Genomic DNA, 17,712 nt, shown 5'->3' with positions numbered 1-17,712 from the left:
ATCGATAAGTTTAAATACTTATTATCAGTAAAATTATTAATTTTTCTAATGAAATCATAATCCCGAACTTTGTAAAAAAATATCAGGCATCATGTTTAAAGCGTTAAAATCAAAAAACTTCAAATTGTTCTTCTACGGACAATCTGTATCTGTAATTGGGACATGGCTTCAAAAAACAGCTGTTAGTTGGATGGTTTACAGTGTTACGGGTTCTGTTTTCTTATTAGGATTGGCGACTTTTTTAAGTATGATTCCGTCGTTGTTTCTGGCACCTTTAGCAGGGAGCATTATTGGTCGTTATGACAGACACAAAGCGATGATTTTATTACAATCCTTGGCAATGCTACAAGCCGGAGCTATGGCTTTATTGATTTATTTAAAGATATACAACATCAATTTTATAATGGCGCTAAGTTTAATTCAGGGAATTATCAATTCGTTTGATATGACTTGCAGACAAACCATGATGATTGATATTGTAGATGACAAAGAAGATTTGCCAAACGCGGTTGCCCTGAACTCTACTTTAAATAATTTTGCCCGAATTGCGGGTCCTGCTTTGGCAGGTATTATACTGCACAACTATGGTGAAGACATTTGTTTTATTGGAAATTTCCTGAGTTATATCCCGGTTCTGGTTTCCTTGTTAATGATGAAAATTACACCTCATATTAAAGCAACCGAAAAACTTAAAATGTACAATGATTTTATTGAAGGCCTTGATTACGTTAAAAAAGAAACCGAAATGGCAAAAATGCTTTTAATGTTGATGTGCAGCAGTTTATTTGTGATCTCTTTTAATACTTTAATGCCTGTTTTTGCAAAAGATATCTTTAGCGGAAATGCCCAAACCTTTAGCTGGTTCGAAAGTGCGGCAGGAATTGGTTCTATAGTATCGGCTATTTATCTGGCTAATCTTAAAAAAGCAGACAATATGGGCAAAATAATGATCGGAGCGAGCTTGTTATTAGGCTTTAGCATCATAATACTAGCCTATTCGAATAGTTTGACTGTGGCGCTTATTTGCATGGCATTGAGCGGTGTGGGTATGATGGCACAAACCTCCTCTATAAACATTTATGTTCAGACACAAAGTACGGTAAACATGCGTTCGAGAAGTATTAGTTATTATTTAATGGCCTATCAGGGAATGATTCCTGTAGGGAGTTTAATTATTGGGTATGTTTCGCACATTATAGGAACAAGAAATACAGTTGCGATTCAGGGAATTATTTGTATCGTTTCTGTAATTGTTTATGTGTATTATAAAAACCGTAGTTCTGAAGAAGAATTGGGAACTTGTCCGATTCCATATAAAGATTAAGAAAAATAAATTCCAATTATCTATCCGTGATCTTGTCATTTCGAGGGATGACAAATTACACGAAAATATTATTATAAAAATGATTTGCACTTCTATCGGGATTAGCTCCTGAAAAAAACTAAAAGGACCTTATATCATTTCTATGGTGAGAAAAGACTAAAGCGAAATTTCTCCTCGTAATGCCGTTTCAAAAACAGTTTTAAATTCGGTTTTAGGAATATTGTGTCCCAACAAATACATCAGTTTGGTAATGGCAGCTTCTGTAGTAATGTCTTTTCCGGAGATAACGCCAAGGGATTTTAATGCTGTACTGGTTTCGTATTGTCCCATATTTACACTTCCGCCGGAACATTGTGTTACGTTAACGATGTGCAAACCGGACTGAATCGCTTTCTCAATCAACTTTAGAAACCAATCTTCGGTAGGTGCATTTCCGGAACCGTAAGTTTCCAGAACAATTCCTTTGAGATCTTTAATGGCTAAAATCGAAGACAAAACGATCTCGCTCATTCCCGGGAACATTTTTATAATAGCAACATGATTGTCTAAGTTTTTGTGAACGATCAATTTAGCCTCTGTTTTTACAGGAAGAAATAAATGCGAGTTTAGTTTAAGATGAACACCGGACTCTACCAATTCAGGATAATTTGGTGCTGTAAAGGCTCTAAAATGTTCTGCATTTACTTTAGAAGTTCGGTTACCACGATACAATTTATATTCAAAATACAAACATACTTCGTTAATTACCGGTTTTCCGTTTTCTTGTAATGAAGCAATCTGAATTGCTGTAATCAGGTTTTCTTTAGCATCTGTACGCAGATCACCAATGGGCAATTGAGAGCCCGTAAAGATTACCGGTTTTACCAGATTCTCTAACATAAAACTTAAGGCTGAGGCTGAGTATGACATGGTATCTGAACCGTGCAGGACAACAAATCCGTCAAAAGAAATATAGTTTTCTTCGATAATTTCAGCAATTTTCGTCCACATTTCAGGATTCATGTTCGATGAATCTATTGGGTTTTCGAAAGAAACTGTTTCAATCTCGCAATCTAATTGTTTAAGCTCAGGGATCTTTTGCAACAATTTACCAAAGTTGAACGCTTTGAGCGCGCCTGTCTCAAAATCTTTGCTCATACCAATGGTTCCACCGGTATAAATTAGCAATATTTTAGCTTTAGATGACATCTTGGTATTTTAATTTATTGACTACAGGATTTGCATACATGGATAAAAATCCTTGTCTTGTTACTGGATTATCACTACCAATACGCATTTCTAAACGACGCTCGAATAGCGATTTTTCGCTCTCTTTATACAAATGAGCAAATTTTTCTGTTTCGTTTAAGATATCGTATGCTATAAAATTTGTTGGCCATAACTGATAATTCTTTAAAATCGAATCATCGATAACTTGTGCCAATGCCTGAATTTGTTTGTTTGCATTGTCGTTTTCTGCAACAATCTGATCAATTTCAGTATCAAGAACATCTCCAACAGAGATGTGTATTCTTTTTTTAGTTCCCATAATACCACTTAAGATGGTCATGAAATCTTCGTTTTTTTCTTTAATATAAACTTCGTTGTTTGCTTCTGCCATTAATTGTGGCATTTTTAAAACATCTGTAGGATCATATTCGTATGAAATTGAAACCGGAACTATCTTTAATTTCTTAAAATAGTCCATTAAATTGGCTTCATCAGACCCCATTCCTATCATTTTTAAAACTCCCGGATTGGTTTCGTCATTTCCGTCTTTGGTACGTCCTTCTCGTTGTGCAATCCAAACCGAACGGTTTTCGCGAAGCAATAATTGCCCCATATATTCTGCCAGCAATTTTGAACTTTGCAACATTTCGCGAGGTGTTAAACCTCTTAAAACCAAAAAGTTTCTGTTAAGCTTTGCCAATGTGCTTAAGAATGCTTTTTTTACCAGATTGTCTCCAATTGCAGATGCTGTCATGACTAAACCATGCTCAAAAAGGCAAACATTTAATAAGGTTGTGTCTAATAGAATATCTCTGTGATTTGAGACAAATAAGTACGAGGTATTTTTTTCCAGCTTATCAAAACCGGAAGTAGTAAGACCTTCAGAGCTTTTTTCAAGAACTTTTTGAATAGTATTATAAATAAAATTACATTGAAAATCACGAATAGAATGTGTTTTCTTCAATTGATCTTTCCAAACTTGATCTTCTAATTCTGGAAAAGTAAAATTCATCATGGCTTTCATCATCGGATGATTGACAACACCATGAAGTGCTTCATTTATTTCGGAATCATAAAAAGGTCGAATGGCATCAAATTTCTGCATTATAAATATCTATTTTAGTGGGCAAAAGAACAAAAAAAAAATCAAAGTATTGTAAGGTACGGGTTAAATCCCAAAAACGTCTTTAGAATTCTGAGTTGTTCTGGCTGCTATTTCCTCTTCAGAAACATCATATATATCTGCCAATTTGCTAATAACATTTACTAAATAACTACTTTCATTACGTTTTCCGCGATACGGAATTGGGGCTAAATAAGGAGAATCAGTCTCCAAAACGATATGTTTTAGGTCGATTTGATTTAAAAACTGATCGATCTTTCCGTTCTTAAACGTTACAACGCCGCCAATACCTAACTTCATATTGTACGAAACCGCCTGAAGCGCCTGCTCATGTGTTCCGGAAAAACAATGAAAGATACCAAACAAATCATCTGATTTCTCTTCTTCCAGAACTTCAAAAATTTCATTAAAAGCTTCACGACAATGAATCACAATTGGTAATTTATAGTGTTTCGCTAACTGAATTTGCCTTTTAAAAGCAATTTGCTGTTCTTTAAGATGTGTTTTATCCCAATACAAATCGATCCCGATTTCGCCAACAGCATAAAACTTTCTTTTTGCCAATTGGGTTTCGACATGTTGTAACTCCTCTTCGTAATTGTCTTTTACATAAGTAGGATGCAAGCCCATCATCAGGAATACATAATCAGGATAATTTTGCTCTAAATCGTACATAGATTGTGTTGCAGCGGCATCTATTGCAGGAATAAAAAAACGTGTTACTCCTGCATTTATGGCTCTTTGCATCATTTCGTCGCGATCCTGATCAAATTCTTCAGAATAGAGGTGCGTATGGGTATCGGTAATTATGGGTGTCGAATTCAATGGTATAATTTTTAAAAGTCCAAAATTACGACAATATTAAAAACTTTCCCAATCTCAATGTTAGGGTATGCGAATGATACGGATTCACTTCGCAAAAACGCTGATTTAAACTCCTTTTTCAATAAACAATATAGCACGATCCAGAACCTCATCTCTTCCTTCCTGAATTCCTTTTATGGTTGGTTTTACTTCGATATCCGGAACGATTCCTATTCTTTGGGTTTCTCTTCTGTCTGGATAGAATACACCAATTCCGGTGTATCTGGTATGAAATCCTTTAAAATCAAGTTCCATTACATTTCCATCTGAGCCTGCGGTCTGGCTGCCTATAATAGTTGTATTTCCTGCTGTTTTAAAACACATTGCTGTCCATTCTGCCTGACTTAAAGACTCTTCATTAAGTAAAACAATTACTTTGCCTTTATAATTATCCTTGTTTTCAAATCCGCATTTTTTGTCTCGTGTCCATAAGTATCTTCCAGGATAATTTGGGTACGGCATCGTATAGATACAAAATGTTTCTTCGTGAGAATTTAAAAAATTCGAAATTTCTTCCCATGTATTTTGCGGATAATTTCTCATATCAAAAACAATTGCTTGTGTAGATTTTAAGGCCGCAATCATATCAGGGATATTTTTTTGCTTTATTATCCCCATGTCAACATAACCAATATTACCTTCCAGAAGTTTAAATTTTTCCTTCTTTTTGATTGCCCCTTTTTTAAATTCATTTCGATGCGAATCATGATAATTAGACCAAATCATTGATTTTGTTTCGTATTTTCCCTCTTTTAAAAACTCTACTTCAACATTTTCAGAGTAGTTTTTTAAAATTGGTACAGTAACTTTGTCCAGAAAGGTAACTTCATTTGACGCACAAATAAAATCTCTGTTTTCCTGAATTAACTCTTTTATCGTTTTGCCATTTATTTTAGTAATTGCATCTCCCACTTTAATATTATCTGCGGCAGCCAGACTATCACCCAAAATCTCTGTAACAACCAGTTTTTCTTCGATTATTTTACCCTTTGCCGGAAAATAATTAAATTTTTTTGGTCCAAAAACAGTTCCGTATATTGGTGTTTCGACATGACTATCATTGAGTTTGCTTGTCAGTTTTTTTATGGCAATATAAAAATCTGCTTCACTTTTAGCAGCTGCAACAGCTGGCAGCGATTGTTCTAAAGACAGATCCCATTTTTGATCCATTACATATTTATACGGAAAATAATATTCTATTAAATTCCAATATGCAAATAACATTAGAATTCTAGATCCTTTATTAGTATAATCTAAATCAAAGTAGTTTTTGATACTTTTTAAGGCATCAAAACCCGGTTCAAATTCCTGATTGATTTGAAACCTGTTTTCTTCTATAAATTTTAATTTTTTAGAAAGCTTTTTCGAGAATAACTTATTGCTTTTTATCCAGTTTAAATCGAAATTTTTATCAAAAAACTCGACCTCTTTTGGTATAATGATGGGGGCAATTTCTTTTACCGGACCCAAATCATCAATCCAGTTTTCGAGAACCAATGAAAATTCTTCTTTTGTTTGTGTCTTTTCTATTTTTGGCAAAATTTCCAGAAGCTCATTGTCCCAATTTACTTCTCCATTGGCAACCTTTGGATGATAGTATTTTAGAAACCCCCAGACTTTGCAGGTTGCTGTAAGTTTTTCGGTTTCAGTAATTTTAGTAAATCCAAAGATCGTTTGAGTAAATACAATAAGAAAAAAGAAAGTAATTTTTTTCATGCAGTCAATAAAATTATGGTTTAAATTGGTTTTTGGTTAAATTCTTACAATAAGAAAAATCGAATTTAGACTAAAAAAATCAAACCCAATTACGGCTTTACGTAAAACGCAACTCTTTGGGGCTAAATGACGCACGGATTTAACCGATTCACTTCGTGAAAACGCGAATAAAAACAGTTTTTTTTATTACCTTGTTTTTGTCAGACTCAGCAAAGTCGAAGTCCCGCAATGCTTGCGTAAGCTTAATTTAACTCATCCAGAAGTTGCTCTACACTATCATAGTTTTCATAATCCTGCGAAATGGTTTGCAGGACTTGTTTACACTCTTTGTATTTTTTTTGTTTCAATTTAGACAAGGCAAGATTCCATTTTGCTTTTTCTTTGTACACGGATGTTCCTGAAATTAACGCATTAAAAACAGCTTCGGCTTTCGCACATTTACTCTCTTCTAACAAAGAAACGCCATAAAAATATTGAATTTCGGGGGTTTTGTTTTCTTTCAAAATTTCTTCAAAAAGCGGAATTGCTACTGCATATTTCCCATCATTAAAAGCCGTTTGTGCTTCTTTTAAGGCGGCATCAGAATTGCCTCTTTCTACAAACGAAGCGGTTTCCGGATTATCATAATCTGCAAAAGTTGGATTATTATAATCAAAAAAGAACAACCCGAATAAAATAATTGCAGATGCGGCTGCTGCATAATACCATGGTCGCATCAGGACGACCTTTGGTTTATTTGCATTAAAATGTTTGTCTGAAATCGCAGTCAGGTTTGCCTTAAATGCTTCTCTTTGTTCTTCGTGTTCAAATTTGTTTGTGAGATGCGACTGCACGTCTTTAAAAGTTTCAAGTTCTGAAGCCAATTCCGGATCTTCAGACAATTGTTTTTCAAAACTATTTCTTTGCTCAACAGTCATTTCTCCCTGAAGATATTGATCGAATAATATATAACGCTCTTCGTTCATGACTAATTATTTTTTAGAGATTTAAAATTTTTGGCTTCCTGAATCCACTGCGTTAGCTGCCCTATACATAACGATTTCTTTTTACGAACATAACCGTAAGTCACGTTCAGTTTCCCGGCAACTTCTTCCATCGTTTTACTGCTGAAACTCAGTTTTAAAACCTCCTGACATTTGTCTCCTAACTTAAGGAACATCAGATCAAAAAGCTGCTGTTTTTCATCAAATTCTTCTGTATGAGTAATCAACTCACTTGCAGATTCATTCATAGATACTGCATCCTCGTTTATTGTTACCCCTTTATTGGATGTTTTTTTCAACTCGTTAAGCCATTTTCTTTTACACAATAAAAAAAAGTAAGCGTCGAACGGGCAAGTCAATTGTAGTGTATTGGCTTTTGCCTGATTAAAAAGTAAAATCATGATTTCCTGAACCACATCTTGTGCATGTTCTTTATCTCCTGAATTGTTCATGACAAACATCACCACTTTTGGAACATACTTTTTGTAAATGGTCTGAATGATTGCTGAGTTATTTGCAGCTAGTCCCTCAATATACATTTGATCAGGATGAATTTTAGATTGGCTCATAAAAAAAATTTGTAGCTAATTTAAAAAACAATTATAAATAAATTTCACATCATAGGGTAACAATTAACAATTCAGGTTGATATATAGGAACAAAAGTCTTTTAAAACAGTTAAAAATTAAGAGAAATGGAAACTTATCAATTTGTAAACCAAGAAAGCCTGGATCAATTTCATAAAATGCTTTTGGCCAAAACCCGAAATGGCTTTGTTATTATAGAGCATAACGAGAAATTGCCTTATGCTGTTTTATCCAAAGAAAAAAAAGAGATCAATCATCCGCTGCACTTGTTTCTTGCCTGTATCACTTTTGGACTCTGGTCTATTGTCTGGATTTATTTAAGCATTACGCTTTCGAGAAAAAAAGACATTCTGGTTGCCTTAGACGAAGACGGAAATTTATTTGAAGATAAATGCCTTTCAAAAAAATAGCAGTAACAGGGTAACAATTTCTTTTGCAAGTTGATATAAAGGTAGAAAAGAAGTTAAAAAAATAAATTTTAAAAATAAGGGTAACAATATCAAACCCAAATTGATATAAGAATATAAAAATTAAAATTAACAACCAGAATCTGAAAACCACTTGAAACAATCAAGACAGATTTATAAAAACTAGAAATCATGAACACAAATTTTAAAAAATTAGGAGTTTTATTTTTATTGACAGTCACTTTAGTAAGCTGCGACAATGGCGACGGCGATGATAACAATCTTGTTCTTCCGCCAAGCGGAGCTGCTTTTAAAGGCATTAGCGAAAAAGGCGTATCAAGCACCATACAAAGATTTACGATCACTGCCGGAAATGGTGTAAAAACCATAACATCTGCCAAAGGTGTAAAACTAAACATAAACGGAGATTGTCTTACTAAAAACGGTGTCGCGGTAACCGGAGCAGTTGATATTGAATATATCGAGCTTTTTGACAAAGGAACGATGCTCGTAACCAACAAACCTACGATGGGAGTTATGCCTGACGGAAAGAAAAACTTACTGATTTCAGGAGGAGAATTCTTTATCAAAGCCACTCAAGGCGGTGTAGAACTTAAAACTTCCTGCTCTATGAATTTAATCGTTCCGGTTGCTTTAACAGATGGTATAGACAACGCAATGACTTTATGGAACGGTACCATCGATGATAAAGGCGAACTTGCGTGGGAACAACCTAAACCAAATGCTGATGGAGTTGTTGGAAAAGGCGGTGTTCAAGGCGAAGGAACTAATTATTATGTAACTTTTGGAAACTTTGGATGGACAAATGTAGACCGTTTTTACAGCGATCCCAGACCTAAAACAACCCTTCTTGCTGATGCGCCGGATGGTTACGACAACAACAATAGTGCGGTTTATTTATCTTATGATGGAGAAGGAACAAATGCACTGGCGAAACTGGACACCTATACTGCCGCAGGATTGTTTAGCGAGCATTACGGACAAATCCCGATTGGTTTAAAATGTCACGTGATTTTTGTAACCGAATCTAATGGTCAATGGCGTTATGCAATAAAAGCGGTAACCGTTGCTGCCAACGATGTTTATACCTTTACTCTTGCAGAAACTGTAGTAGGTACAGAGGCACAACTTGTAGCGGCAATCAATGCTATTCAATAACTTACAAAATACTTTTAAGAAAAAGTGGTGATTTGCTCATCACTTTTTTTTACATTTAATCCAGTTTTAAAATTAATTCTGATGATTTTAAGAAGCTAATCCTGCTATTCGTTACAAACGAAGTTCACTGAACTCCAATTAAAATACGAATTAAGTGAAGTATCTTTTATGTCCGCCGCGGCGGATACAAAAGGATTTCCACTACTATCAGGGCTAAAAACCACTAGTTATGAAACCACTATCGTCTATTATCTTTATTCTATTCTCTATTCTCTCAATAGGACAAACCAAAATAAAAGACACCATAACCCGCAGAGCCAATATTGTTATTACCCAAAACGGAAATACTGTTACGTACAAACCCGAAACGCCACCACTGATCCCGATTGCGGGCGCTCCAAAACCTAGTTATTCGTATTTATGGGAGTTGGGCGACGGACATTACAGCAAAGAAGCAGAACCTAAACACGTCTATAAAAACAAAGGAACATACACAACAAGACTTGCTGTAACCAACAATTACGACAACGGAAAACCTCCGGCAACACGACCTAAAAAAGTTGCTGTAAACGATATTACCGATACTAATTATAAAGACATTGCTTCTATTGCGGACCAAAACGGATTTGCAATTATAAAAAACTGCGACCCCATTCCGGATCAGGAAATGGTAGTCGTAGTGGGATATCAAAATCTGGAGAATTATGTGGCAAGCGGAAAATTGTATTTATTCTATAATGAGAAACAATTTAAAAGTAATAATTTTCAATTGGTCGATTTTAGAACGTATGCCAACGAACGCGAAGTAAGAGAAAATACCGTAGCACAGGTCAGTGATCTTGAGGATTCTAATACCTATCTGGCTGCTGCCGAAAACACTTTTAAGATCAAAAAATATAGAAATACAACAACCGAAGAAGATCTTAATGCTTCGTTGTCAGACGCTAATAAAACCTATCATAATGTCTCTGTTTTAGAATTCGACGATGTGAATCCCGGCGAGACACACAATGTTTTTTATACTTTTAAGACTACTCCGGAAATGATAAAAGATACTAGTGCAACCGTTACGATGCGCGGAATCTTTGTTCCCAACAGAAGTTATAAAAACCACAAAGTAAAAAATCTCGAAATGGAAATCGTAACGTCTCATGATCCCAACAAAATGGGGTCTAACGGAAGCTTTATGAATTATAGATTGGTGCGTTTTAAACGTGTAAATTTTAAAACCCGTTTCCAGAACAATGGCGAAGGTCCGGCAAGAATGATCCGGTTAGAAACCGATATTCCGGATATGTTCGACAAGAAAACATTTCAGGTCGAAGATATGTACCCCAAATGTCCTATTTGCCCTAAAGGTCAGGAACCTACTGTAAGTTGCCTGGATACGATTATCAGGAAAAATCAAATCTACTTTACCTTCAAAAACATTTATCTACCCGGAAGCGAACAAAAAAATGTACACGAAAAAGACAGTACAAAGGGTTTTGTAAAATACTCGATGAAATTTGCCGAAGACTTTCATAAAGTAAAAACCAAAAGCAGAACCGCAATAATCTTCGATAAAAACGAACCTATAATTACCAATTATGCCACTACCCGATTCTTGCCCGGGATTTCGATTGGCGCAAAAGCGGGTTATAATGTCTATCCTGATCTCGAAAAATCGACCAGTTATTTTGTTGGTGCAACGATCTCGCCTTTTAAATCGTATCGCTTTTATTGGCAGGCAGAATGGCTCAATGCTATTAATAAATACCAAAGTGGTGCAACAATCGTTGATCAGACAGTTGTGGGTGCAAATGGTACAAAACAGTTTCAACGCACGACAACGACCACAGAAAACAAAAACGTAAACTGGGAAGTTCCCGTTTTGATCCGTTATAATATTAATAATTACATAGGTGTTGGCGCCGGAATTCAGGCTAATTTTGATGTTTCGTCTGAGCAAAATCAAACCAAAAAAATCGAAACTTTTGAGGGCGGAACCGATCAGTTTTTAATGGATACCCGAACAGAATCAAGCGCTGTCAAAAATTCTTTTTCCAATTTAAAAACAGGTCTTTTATTCGATCTAACATTTGGTTTTGCAAGAATTGGTCCCAGTTTAGGCGCACGATATGTCATGAACTTTGAACAGAATTTTAACTATTTTCAGTTTTATGGAATCTGGAAGTTTTAGGAGTTATTCCACAAAGTTGCACGAAAATTTTCATAGAGATGCGCGAAATATATTTAAAGTTTTTTTGCCACGAATTTCACAAATGCAGGACTTAAGATAAAGTATGAATATTAAATAAAAAAGAAAATTCGTGAGAATTAGTGAAATTCGTGGCAAACCTTCTTTGTGAATCTTCGTGCAACTTTGCGAAAAAAAATTTATGAAAAAACTATATTGCTATATATTATTCTTTTCAACACTCTTTCTCTTCGGACAAAATCAGGAAGATAAGATATACAATGCGGTTGATGTTTTTGTGGCACATCCATCGGAGAAAGCTTTACAAAATCTCACGAATATAGAAACTGATTTCTGGAAAAAATCAGCACCAAAAACCAAAGACGAATTACTGGCAATTGTGATTTTGAGCTGTAATAAAGCCTATTATGAAAACCAATTTGGGCAAAACACAAAAGCGATTGCGAGTTACGAGAAAGCCTGGCAAATTTATCAGAAAAACAAACTCGGTAATTATGATATAATCGAATTTTGCCTGAAACCTCTGGGCAATTTATATACTGTTTTAGGCGATTATGATAGTGCCGAAAATACTATAAAACAATACTTTTTTATTGTAAATACTGCAACAAATTATCCTGACGCAACAAAACAAAAGTTTGCTGCGATCCTGAATTTATCAAATGTTTATCAGAGTTCCGGCAAAATTTCTTTGGCAATAGAATTACTGGAAAGCACGCTGAAAACAGAGAAATTATCAAATGTCCAAAAAGCAATTTTATTAAATAATTTGGGTAACAGTTATGTATTAAGTTCGGTTGGTAATTTGATGCGCCCGGAAATTTATGATAAGGCGGAAAACGCTTTTAAATCAGTCGGAAATTATCTTAAAAACGATAAAGGTCAATCGGAAACCTTGTCTAATTCTTATCGCAATTTAGCCACTCTTAACCGTCAAAGACATCAGTTTCAAATTGCTGAATCTTATATGCAAAAGGCAGAAAAGCTATTTTTAGCAATACTAAATCGTCAGCCTGGAAAATTGGCAAAACTATATTATGAAAAAGCCCTATTGCTTTTTGATGAACAAAAATATGAGGAAAGCGCAAAGCAGATTCAGGCAATTTTTAAAATCCTTATTCCAAATTATAATTCAAAAAACATGTTGCCTAATCAAAATCAATTGTATGCAGAAACGGTTTTAATAGACGTTCTGGATTTGCAGGCAGAAATATTCTTTAGTCAAAATCAATATAAAAAAGCACTTCGCTCTTATTATCTTTCTTTTAATATCGAAGATTTACTGATGAATGTTTTGGTTTACGAAAACTCTAAAATCATTACACAAATCAGGGCACGTAATCGTACCGAAATATGTCTTTTGATTTATGATCGATTGTATCGAAAGGAAAACAAAACTGAATATCTGGAACAAGCTTTTCAATTATCTGAAAGAACAAAATCAGGAATTTTAAAAGGGTATCGCTCAAATATTAAAAATGTATCGACAGAAGAAAAGCAGCTTTTGCAGCAACTTCAAAATTTAAATAACAACATTATAAAAGAACAGCAAAAAGGAGATTTAGCAAATATTTCCAGCATTAATTTAGCCATAAAAAAGCAAAACGAATTGATGCTTTCCCTAAAGAAAATCCAAACCGAAAGCTCGGGCTACATTCCTGAAAATTGTGATGTAAAAGCGCTGTTATCAAAACTGGAAAAAGACAAAGCTGTTATGGTTTATTATTTTACCGGAAATGAAAACTTGTTTTATTTTACATTACAAAACAAGAAAATCAATCTTAAACATATTTATACAGCACACAGATCGATGCTCGAAATTGTAAAGTTTATTGATTATTTCAGCTCTTCGGCAGCTATTACAAATGATGTTTCGGGATATAATCATTATGGCAAAAGAGTTTACGATTTATTACAATTACCTCAAAATACCATTTATAAAAACCTCATCATTGTTCCTGATGGTATTTTGAATTTCCTGCCTTTCGAAGCTTTGATTACGCAAGAATCATCAACTACAAATTTTGCCAAAATGCATTATTTGCTACATGATTTTAAGATTGCCTATAATAATTCGGCGGGCAATTATCTCCATTCAAAACCCATTTCAAACTCAGAGAAAACGGTTTTGGGAGTTTTTCCGGTTTTCGAAAAAACGGCTTACGAACTGCGTTTTTCCAAGAAAGAGCTGGAAGCTATCAGAAGTAACTTTAAAGGGAAATATTTAGAAAATTCAGCCGCTGGTTTTTCTAATTTTAAAAATAATGCAAGCAAATATTCTATTTTGCATTTAAGTACACATGCTTCTTCGGGCGATATCGAAACTCCGGCAAGTATTAAGTTTTATGATCAGGAAATAGTATATTCAGAATTGTATAACCTCGATATCAATCCGGACCTGGTGGTTTTAAGTGCCTGCGAAACCGGAATTGGCAAACTCTACAAAGCCGAAGGTGCGATGAGCGTTGCAAGAGGTTTTCAGTTTGCGGGAGCTCAGAACTTGCTGTTCTCGCTATGGAAAGTCAACGATTATACGACATCGGTTTTTATGGCAGATTTTTATAAAAACATCAAAAAGGATATTCCTTATTTTGAAGCAAATAACACGGCAAAGCTTGATTTCCTGAATAACAAATCAATCTCCAATGCAAAAAAATCTCCTTACTATTGGAGTTCTTTTGTGTATTATGGCTCTATTTCTGTCGAAGAAAAACCAACAAATTATATCTTTTACATCATTAGTTTATTGGCTGTAATTGGTTTATTTTTGGTTTTCAATCACTATCAAAAATGGAAAATCTTCACGAGGTTCTCAAAAAAGAGAACTACAAAAAAATAAAATTTAAAGTTATCAAAACGCAACACCTTTTAATAAAAGTCAAGATCAATGGTGTTTCCGGAAATTTTATTTTAGACACCGGAGCTTCTAATTCCTGTGTGGGTTTTGAGAGCATTGAACGTTTTGAACTGAATGCAAAAAAATCTAAAACCAAAGCTTCAGGAGCGGGAGGAACGGGCATGAAAACTCAGATTTCTGCTCATAATAAGCTACAATTGGGCAATTGGAAAAATCAGGATTTTAATATCGTTATTTTCGATCTTTCGCATGTCAATGAAGCGCTGGAAGCTTACAAAACAAAGCCTGTTCATGGTATTATTGGCGCAGACGTTCTACTTGAGGGCAAGGCAATTATAGATTATTACAATCATTATTTGTATTTGAAATAAGATTGGGTTTTTTGTATATATTTGTTAAGTAAATTTAACAAACCTATATTTATGAAAAAAACTCTACTTTGCTTTATATTACTGTTTACCAATTATTTTTATGCTCAGCTTACTGCTTCTGCATCTTTATTAAAACCTATTGACTGTGTTAGTAATGCCGAAGTTAGTATTACTGCATCCGGAGGACAACTCCCTTATGAATATGCTTTGAATAAAGATCCGTATCAGTCGAGCAATATTTTTAAAAACTTAACTGCCGGAGATTATACTATTGCTGTAAAAGATGCTCTTAATAGTATTAGATATACAGATATTACAATAGCCGATTTTCAGGTTTTATCAGCTGCGGTAACGGCTGCAAACTCATCGACAATTGCTGATAATGACGGGAGAATAACTATTGCTGCTGTTGGAGGTATTAAACCTTATACCTATACATTGACAAATAATGTGGGATTAGCTCTTGGTTCTGCACAGGTATCCAATGCTTTTACCGGATTAAAAGCGGGTACGTATGGTATACAAGTACAAGATGCCAGAAACTGTATTTTATCTCAAACCAATATTTCTATCCTTAATAAACCTAATGCGCTTTCTGCAAGTGTAGCTATAGTGCCAATAACCTGTTTAACAGATTTAGCAAATATAACGGTAACGGCTTCCGGAGGAACGGCTCCGTACCAATATTCATTAAATAATGGTAATAACTATATTTCTTCAGGTGGATTTAGCGCGCTGGAACCCGGTACTTATACTATAAAAGTACGCGATGCAGACAACAATGAGACTACAGTAACTGCTGTTGTGAGTCCTATGAATTCACCTACTGTTACATTAACTGCTACGACTATACGCTGCAAGGGAGATAATACGGGGGAGATAACAGCAACAGCAATTGGCGGAAAAGCTCCTTATATGTATACCAGTAACGGAAATACTTTTACTAATAATCCTGTTTTTACTAATTTGCGTGTAGGTACTTATCAAATTGGTATAAAAGACGCAAACGGATGTACTAATGTGGCAATAATCACTTTAAATGAACCGGCAGAGGGATTATCTGCAACAGCTTTTGCTGTTAATGATCAAAGTATAATTGTAAATGCCAAAGGCGGGACTGGACCTTACCTGTATTATTTGCAAAACAATATGGGAGTTGTAGTTGCAGGACCTCAGGACAATGGCGTTTTTGTAAGACTGCCTCTTGGATCTTATAGTGCACAAGTTACAGATGTTAACGGGTGCGGATTGATACAGGGACCTATAAATGTTATCCCGGCAACAGCACTTTTGGCAACTGCTGATGTGCTGGCTGTAAACTGTAGCAATTCAGGAAAAATTACTGTAAATGCTTCCGGTGGACTTAGTCCTTATCAATACTCGTTTGATGGTGGAAATAATTATAGTTCCCGTAACTTTATTAATAGTAATGTTTCTAAAAGTTATGATATAAGAGTACGTGACTATCAAAACACGACAATTTCGCTTACAGCGGTAATTACCGGGGGCGATGCGTTATCTTTTAATACAACATCTGCAAATGTGGCTTGCAAAGGAGACTCTAGTGGCTGGATATCGATTAAAGGAATTGGAGGCAAGGCCCCTTATAGTTTCTCTTTAGACGAAGCTTCTTATGTTGCTGCCGATGCTGATAGTACTAAACTTTTCTCTAATTTATTTATCGGTACACACCATATCGCTGTAAAAGATGCTAATGGATGTATCCTTGGCGGAAACGTTGTTATTTCTGAACCAACTGCGGCAGTAACTGCAAAATTTACGGTAAAAAATCAAACTATTACAGTTAATGCAGCAGGAGGAAATGGTGATTTTAGATATGCAATTTCTCCAAATCTGGATGTGTTTTCTGAAAAAAATTCATTTCAGGCATTAGTTCCCGGAACCTATACTATAATTGTCCAGGATGCTAATGGTTGTTCTGTAATTGCAGATATTTTAGTCGATCCGTCTTCTCCTTTAATAGATGATAAAGACATTCTGACGATAGAATTTAATCCGGGACAAACTTTAGGGGATTTGGTTGTTAAGGGTCAGAATATTAAATGGTATAGCAATCAGAATCCTTTATCAGGAAAAACAACTAAGACAAGTACTGAAGCTACTTTGCCTCTAACAACACTATTAGTAGACGGAACTACGTATTATGCTTCGCAAACGATAAACGGAATCGAAAGTGTACAACGTTTGGCGGTTACGGCAAAATTAAGCGGAACTCTTTCTACTCCGGATGTTGTTTTGCCTAATTTTAGATTTTATCCTAATCCGGTACAACATACTTTGATAATCGATAATGCTTCGACTATTGATGAAATCGAAATTGTAGCTGTTTCCGGAAAATCTGTTTTGGCTAAAAAAATAAACAATACGCATTCTGAAATTGATTTATCGAATGTTTCCACCGGGTTTTATTTCTTAAAAGTAAAAGCTGAAGGTAAAGTAAAAACGATAAAAATTGTAAAGAAATAAAGGTTTTGAATTTCAATACTTAGAATTCCAACCTCATTCTGATCCCGAAATTTCGAAGCGGGATTGGAGGGAATCGATAAAAAAATCCCAAATTCCTTAATTGGAGTTTGGGATTTTTTCTTCAGTTTTTTGATCTTTCCCACGTAAATAAAACTTTATAATATTACAAAGCAAAACCTGTTAAAATAATTATTGGTACTGATCTTTTTATTAGAAGCTAAGGCAATTAATAAATTATTATTTGTATCTTATATTTTATAAATCATTTTATCTGATTTAAATATCTATTAAATTAATTCAACAAAAAGAATAAAAGTTATTACCAAAACAAAGTAAACCAGAAATCTTATTTGATAGTTATTTGATAAATAGATGTATTTTTACACTAGAAGCCAGTAAAATCAA

13 protein-coding genes are annotated in these 17,712 nt (G+C 34.7%); 7 read left to right on the top strand and 6 right to left on the bottom strand.

The window, feature by feature from the left end; genetic code table 11:
* The first annotated feature begins 91 nt into the window (after window positions 1–91).
* The gene (locus B0A64_RS00945) at window positions 92–1,324 is read left to right on the top strand and encodes an MFS transporter (protein WP_089477676.1); all 1,233 of its coding nucleotides are present in this window, start codon (window positions 92–94) and stop codon (window positions 1,322–1,324) included.
* 156 nt (window positions 1,325–1,480) lie between these two features.
* Here B0A64_RS00945 and B0A64_RS00940 read toward each other — a convergent pair whose 3' ends face one another.
* The 6 genes from B0A64_RS00940 to B0A64_RS00915 all read right to left on the bottom strand — a co-directional run bounded on the left by B0A64_RS00940 (window position 1,481) and on the right by B0A64_RS00915 (window position 7,788).
* Entirely contained in the window at window positions 1,481–2,512 is a 1,032-nt protein-coding gene (locus B0A64_RS00940) for an asparaginase (RefSeq protein ID WP_089477675.1), read from the bottom strand.
* The gene (locus tag B0A64_RS00935; RefSeq protein ID WP_089477674.1) at window positions 2,502–3,638 is read right to left on the bottom strand and encodes a 1-acyl-sn-glycerol-3-phosphate acyltransferase; all 1,137 of its coding nucleotides are present in this window, start codon (window positions 3,636–3,638) and stop codon (window positions 2,502–2,504) included. The genes B0A64_RS00940 and B0A64_RS00935 overlap by 11 nt, the downstream gene beginning before the upstream one ends.
* Window positions 3,639–3,701: 63 nt before the next feature.
* A complete protein-coding gene (locus B0A64_RS00930; RefSeq protein ID WP_089477673.1) occupies window positions 3,702–4,481 on the bottom strand; it encodes a TatD family hydrolase in 780 nt (259 codons plus the stop codon).
* A gap of 105 nt (window positions 4,482–4,586) precedes the next feature.
* Window positions 4,587–6,236, bottom strand: a complete 1,650-nt coding sequence (locus tag B0A64_RS00925) for a S41 family peptidase (RefSeq protein WP_089477672.1) — start codon at window positions 6,234–6,236, stop codon at window positions 4,587–4,589.
* Window positions 6,237–6,478: 242 nt separating this feature from the next.
* Window positions 6,479–7,201, bottom strand: a complete 723-nt coding sequence (locus tag B0A64_RS00920) for a tetratricopeptide repeat protein (protein ID WP_089477671.1) — start codon at window positions 7,199–7,201, stop codon at window positions 6,479–6,481.
* 2 nt (window positions 7,202–7,203) lie between these two features.
* Window positions 7,204–7,788 carry an RNA polymerase sigma factor gene (locus B0A64_RS00915; RefSeq protein ID WP_089477670.1) on the bottom strand — a complete coding sequence of 195 codons (585 nt, stop codon included), beginning with the start codon at window positions 7,786–7,788 and terminating at the stop codon, window positions 7,204–7,206.
* A 125-nt stretch (window positions 7,789–7,913) separates the two neighbouring features.
* Here B0A64_RS00915 and B0A64_RS00910 point away from each other — a divergent pair, with 125 nt between their 5' ends.
* The 6 genes from B0A64_RS00910 (at window position 7,914) to B0A64_RS00885 (ending at window position 17,307) form a co-directional block, all read left to right on the top strand.
* Window positions 7,914–8,216, top strand: a complete 303-nt coding sequence (locus B0A64_RS00910) for a hypothetical protein (RefSeq protein WP_089477669.1) — start codon at window positions 7,914–7,916, stop codon at window positions 8,214–8,216.
* Between the two features lie 189 nt (window positions 8,217–8,405).
* Window positions 8,406–9,392: a hypothetical protein gene (locus tag B0A64_RS00905; protein WP_089477668.1), complete on the top strand. Its 987-nt coding sequence runs from the start codon at window positions 8,406–8,408 to the stop codon at window positions 9,390–9,392.
* A gap of 229 nt (window positions 9,393–9,621) precedes the next feature.
* The gene (locus tag B0A64_RS00900; RefSeq protein ID WP_089477667.1) at window positions 9,622–11,574 is read left to right on the top strand and encodes a PKD domain-containing protein; all 1,953 of its coding nucleotides are present in this window, start codon (window positions 9,622–9,624) and stop codon (window positions 11,572–11,574) included.
* A gap of 199 nt (window positions 11,575–11,773) precedes the next feature.
* Window positions 11,774–14,431 (top strand): CHAT domain-containing protein, encoded by a 2,658-nt coding sequence (locus tag B0A64_RS00895; RefSeq protein ID WP_089477666.1) that lies wholly within the window; start codon window positions 11,774–11,776, stop codon window positions 14,429–14,431.
* Window positions 14,383–14,820 carry a retropepsin-like aspartic protease gene (locus B0A64_RS00890; RefSeq protein WP_089477665.1) on the top strand — a complete coding sequence of 146 codons (438 nt, stop codon included), beginning with the start codon at window positions 14,383–14,385 and terminating at the stop codon, window positions 14,818–14,820. The genes B0A64_RS00895 and B0A64_RS00890 overlap by 49 nt, the downstream gene beginning before the upstream one ends.
* Before the next feature lie 51 nt (window positions 14,821–14,871).
* On the top strand, window positions 14,872–17,307 hold the full coding sequence (locus tag B0A64_RS00885) for a T9SS type A sorting domain-containing protein (protein ID WP_089477664.1): 2,436 nt from the start codon (window positions 14,872–14,874) through the stop codon (window positions 17,305–17,307).
* The last annotated feature ends 405 nt before the right edge of the window (window positions 17,308–17,712 follow it).

The organism is Flavobacterium araucananum, from assembly GCF_002222055.1.
In the GTDB taxonomy this organism is placed as follows: domain Bacteria; phylum Bacteroidota; class Bacteroidia; order Flavobacteriales; family Flavobacteriaceae; genus Flavobacterium; species Flavobacterium araucananum.
The sequence above is the reverse complement of the archived record's forward strand: the minus strand, read 5'-3'. Positions and strand labels throughout refer to the sequence as shown.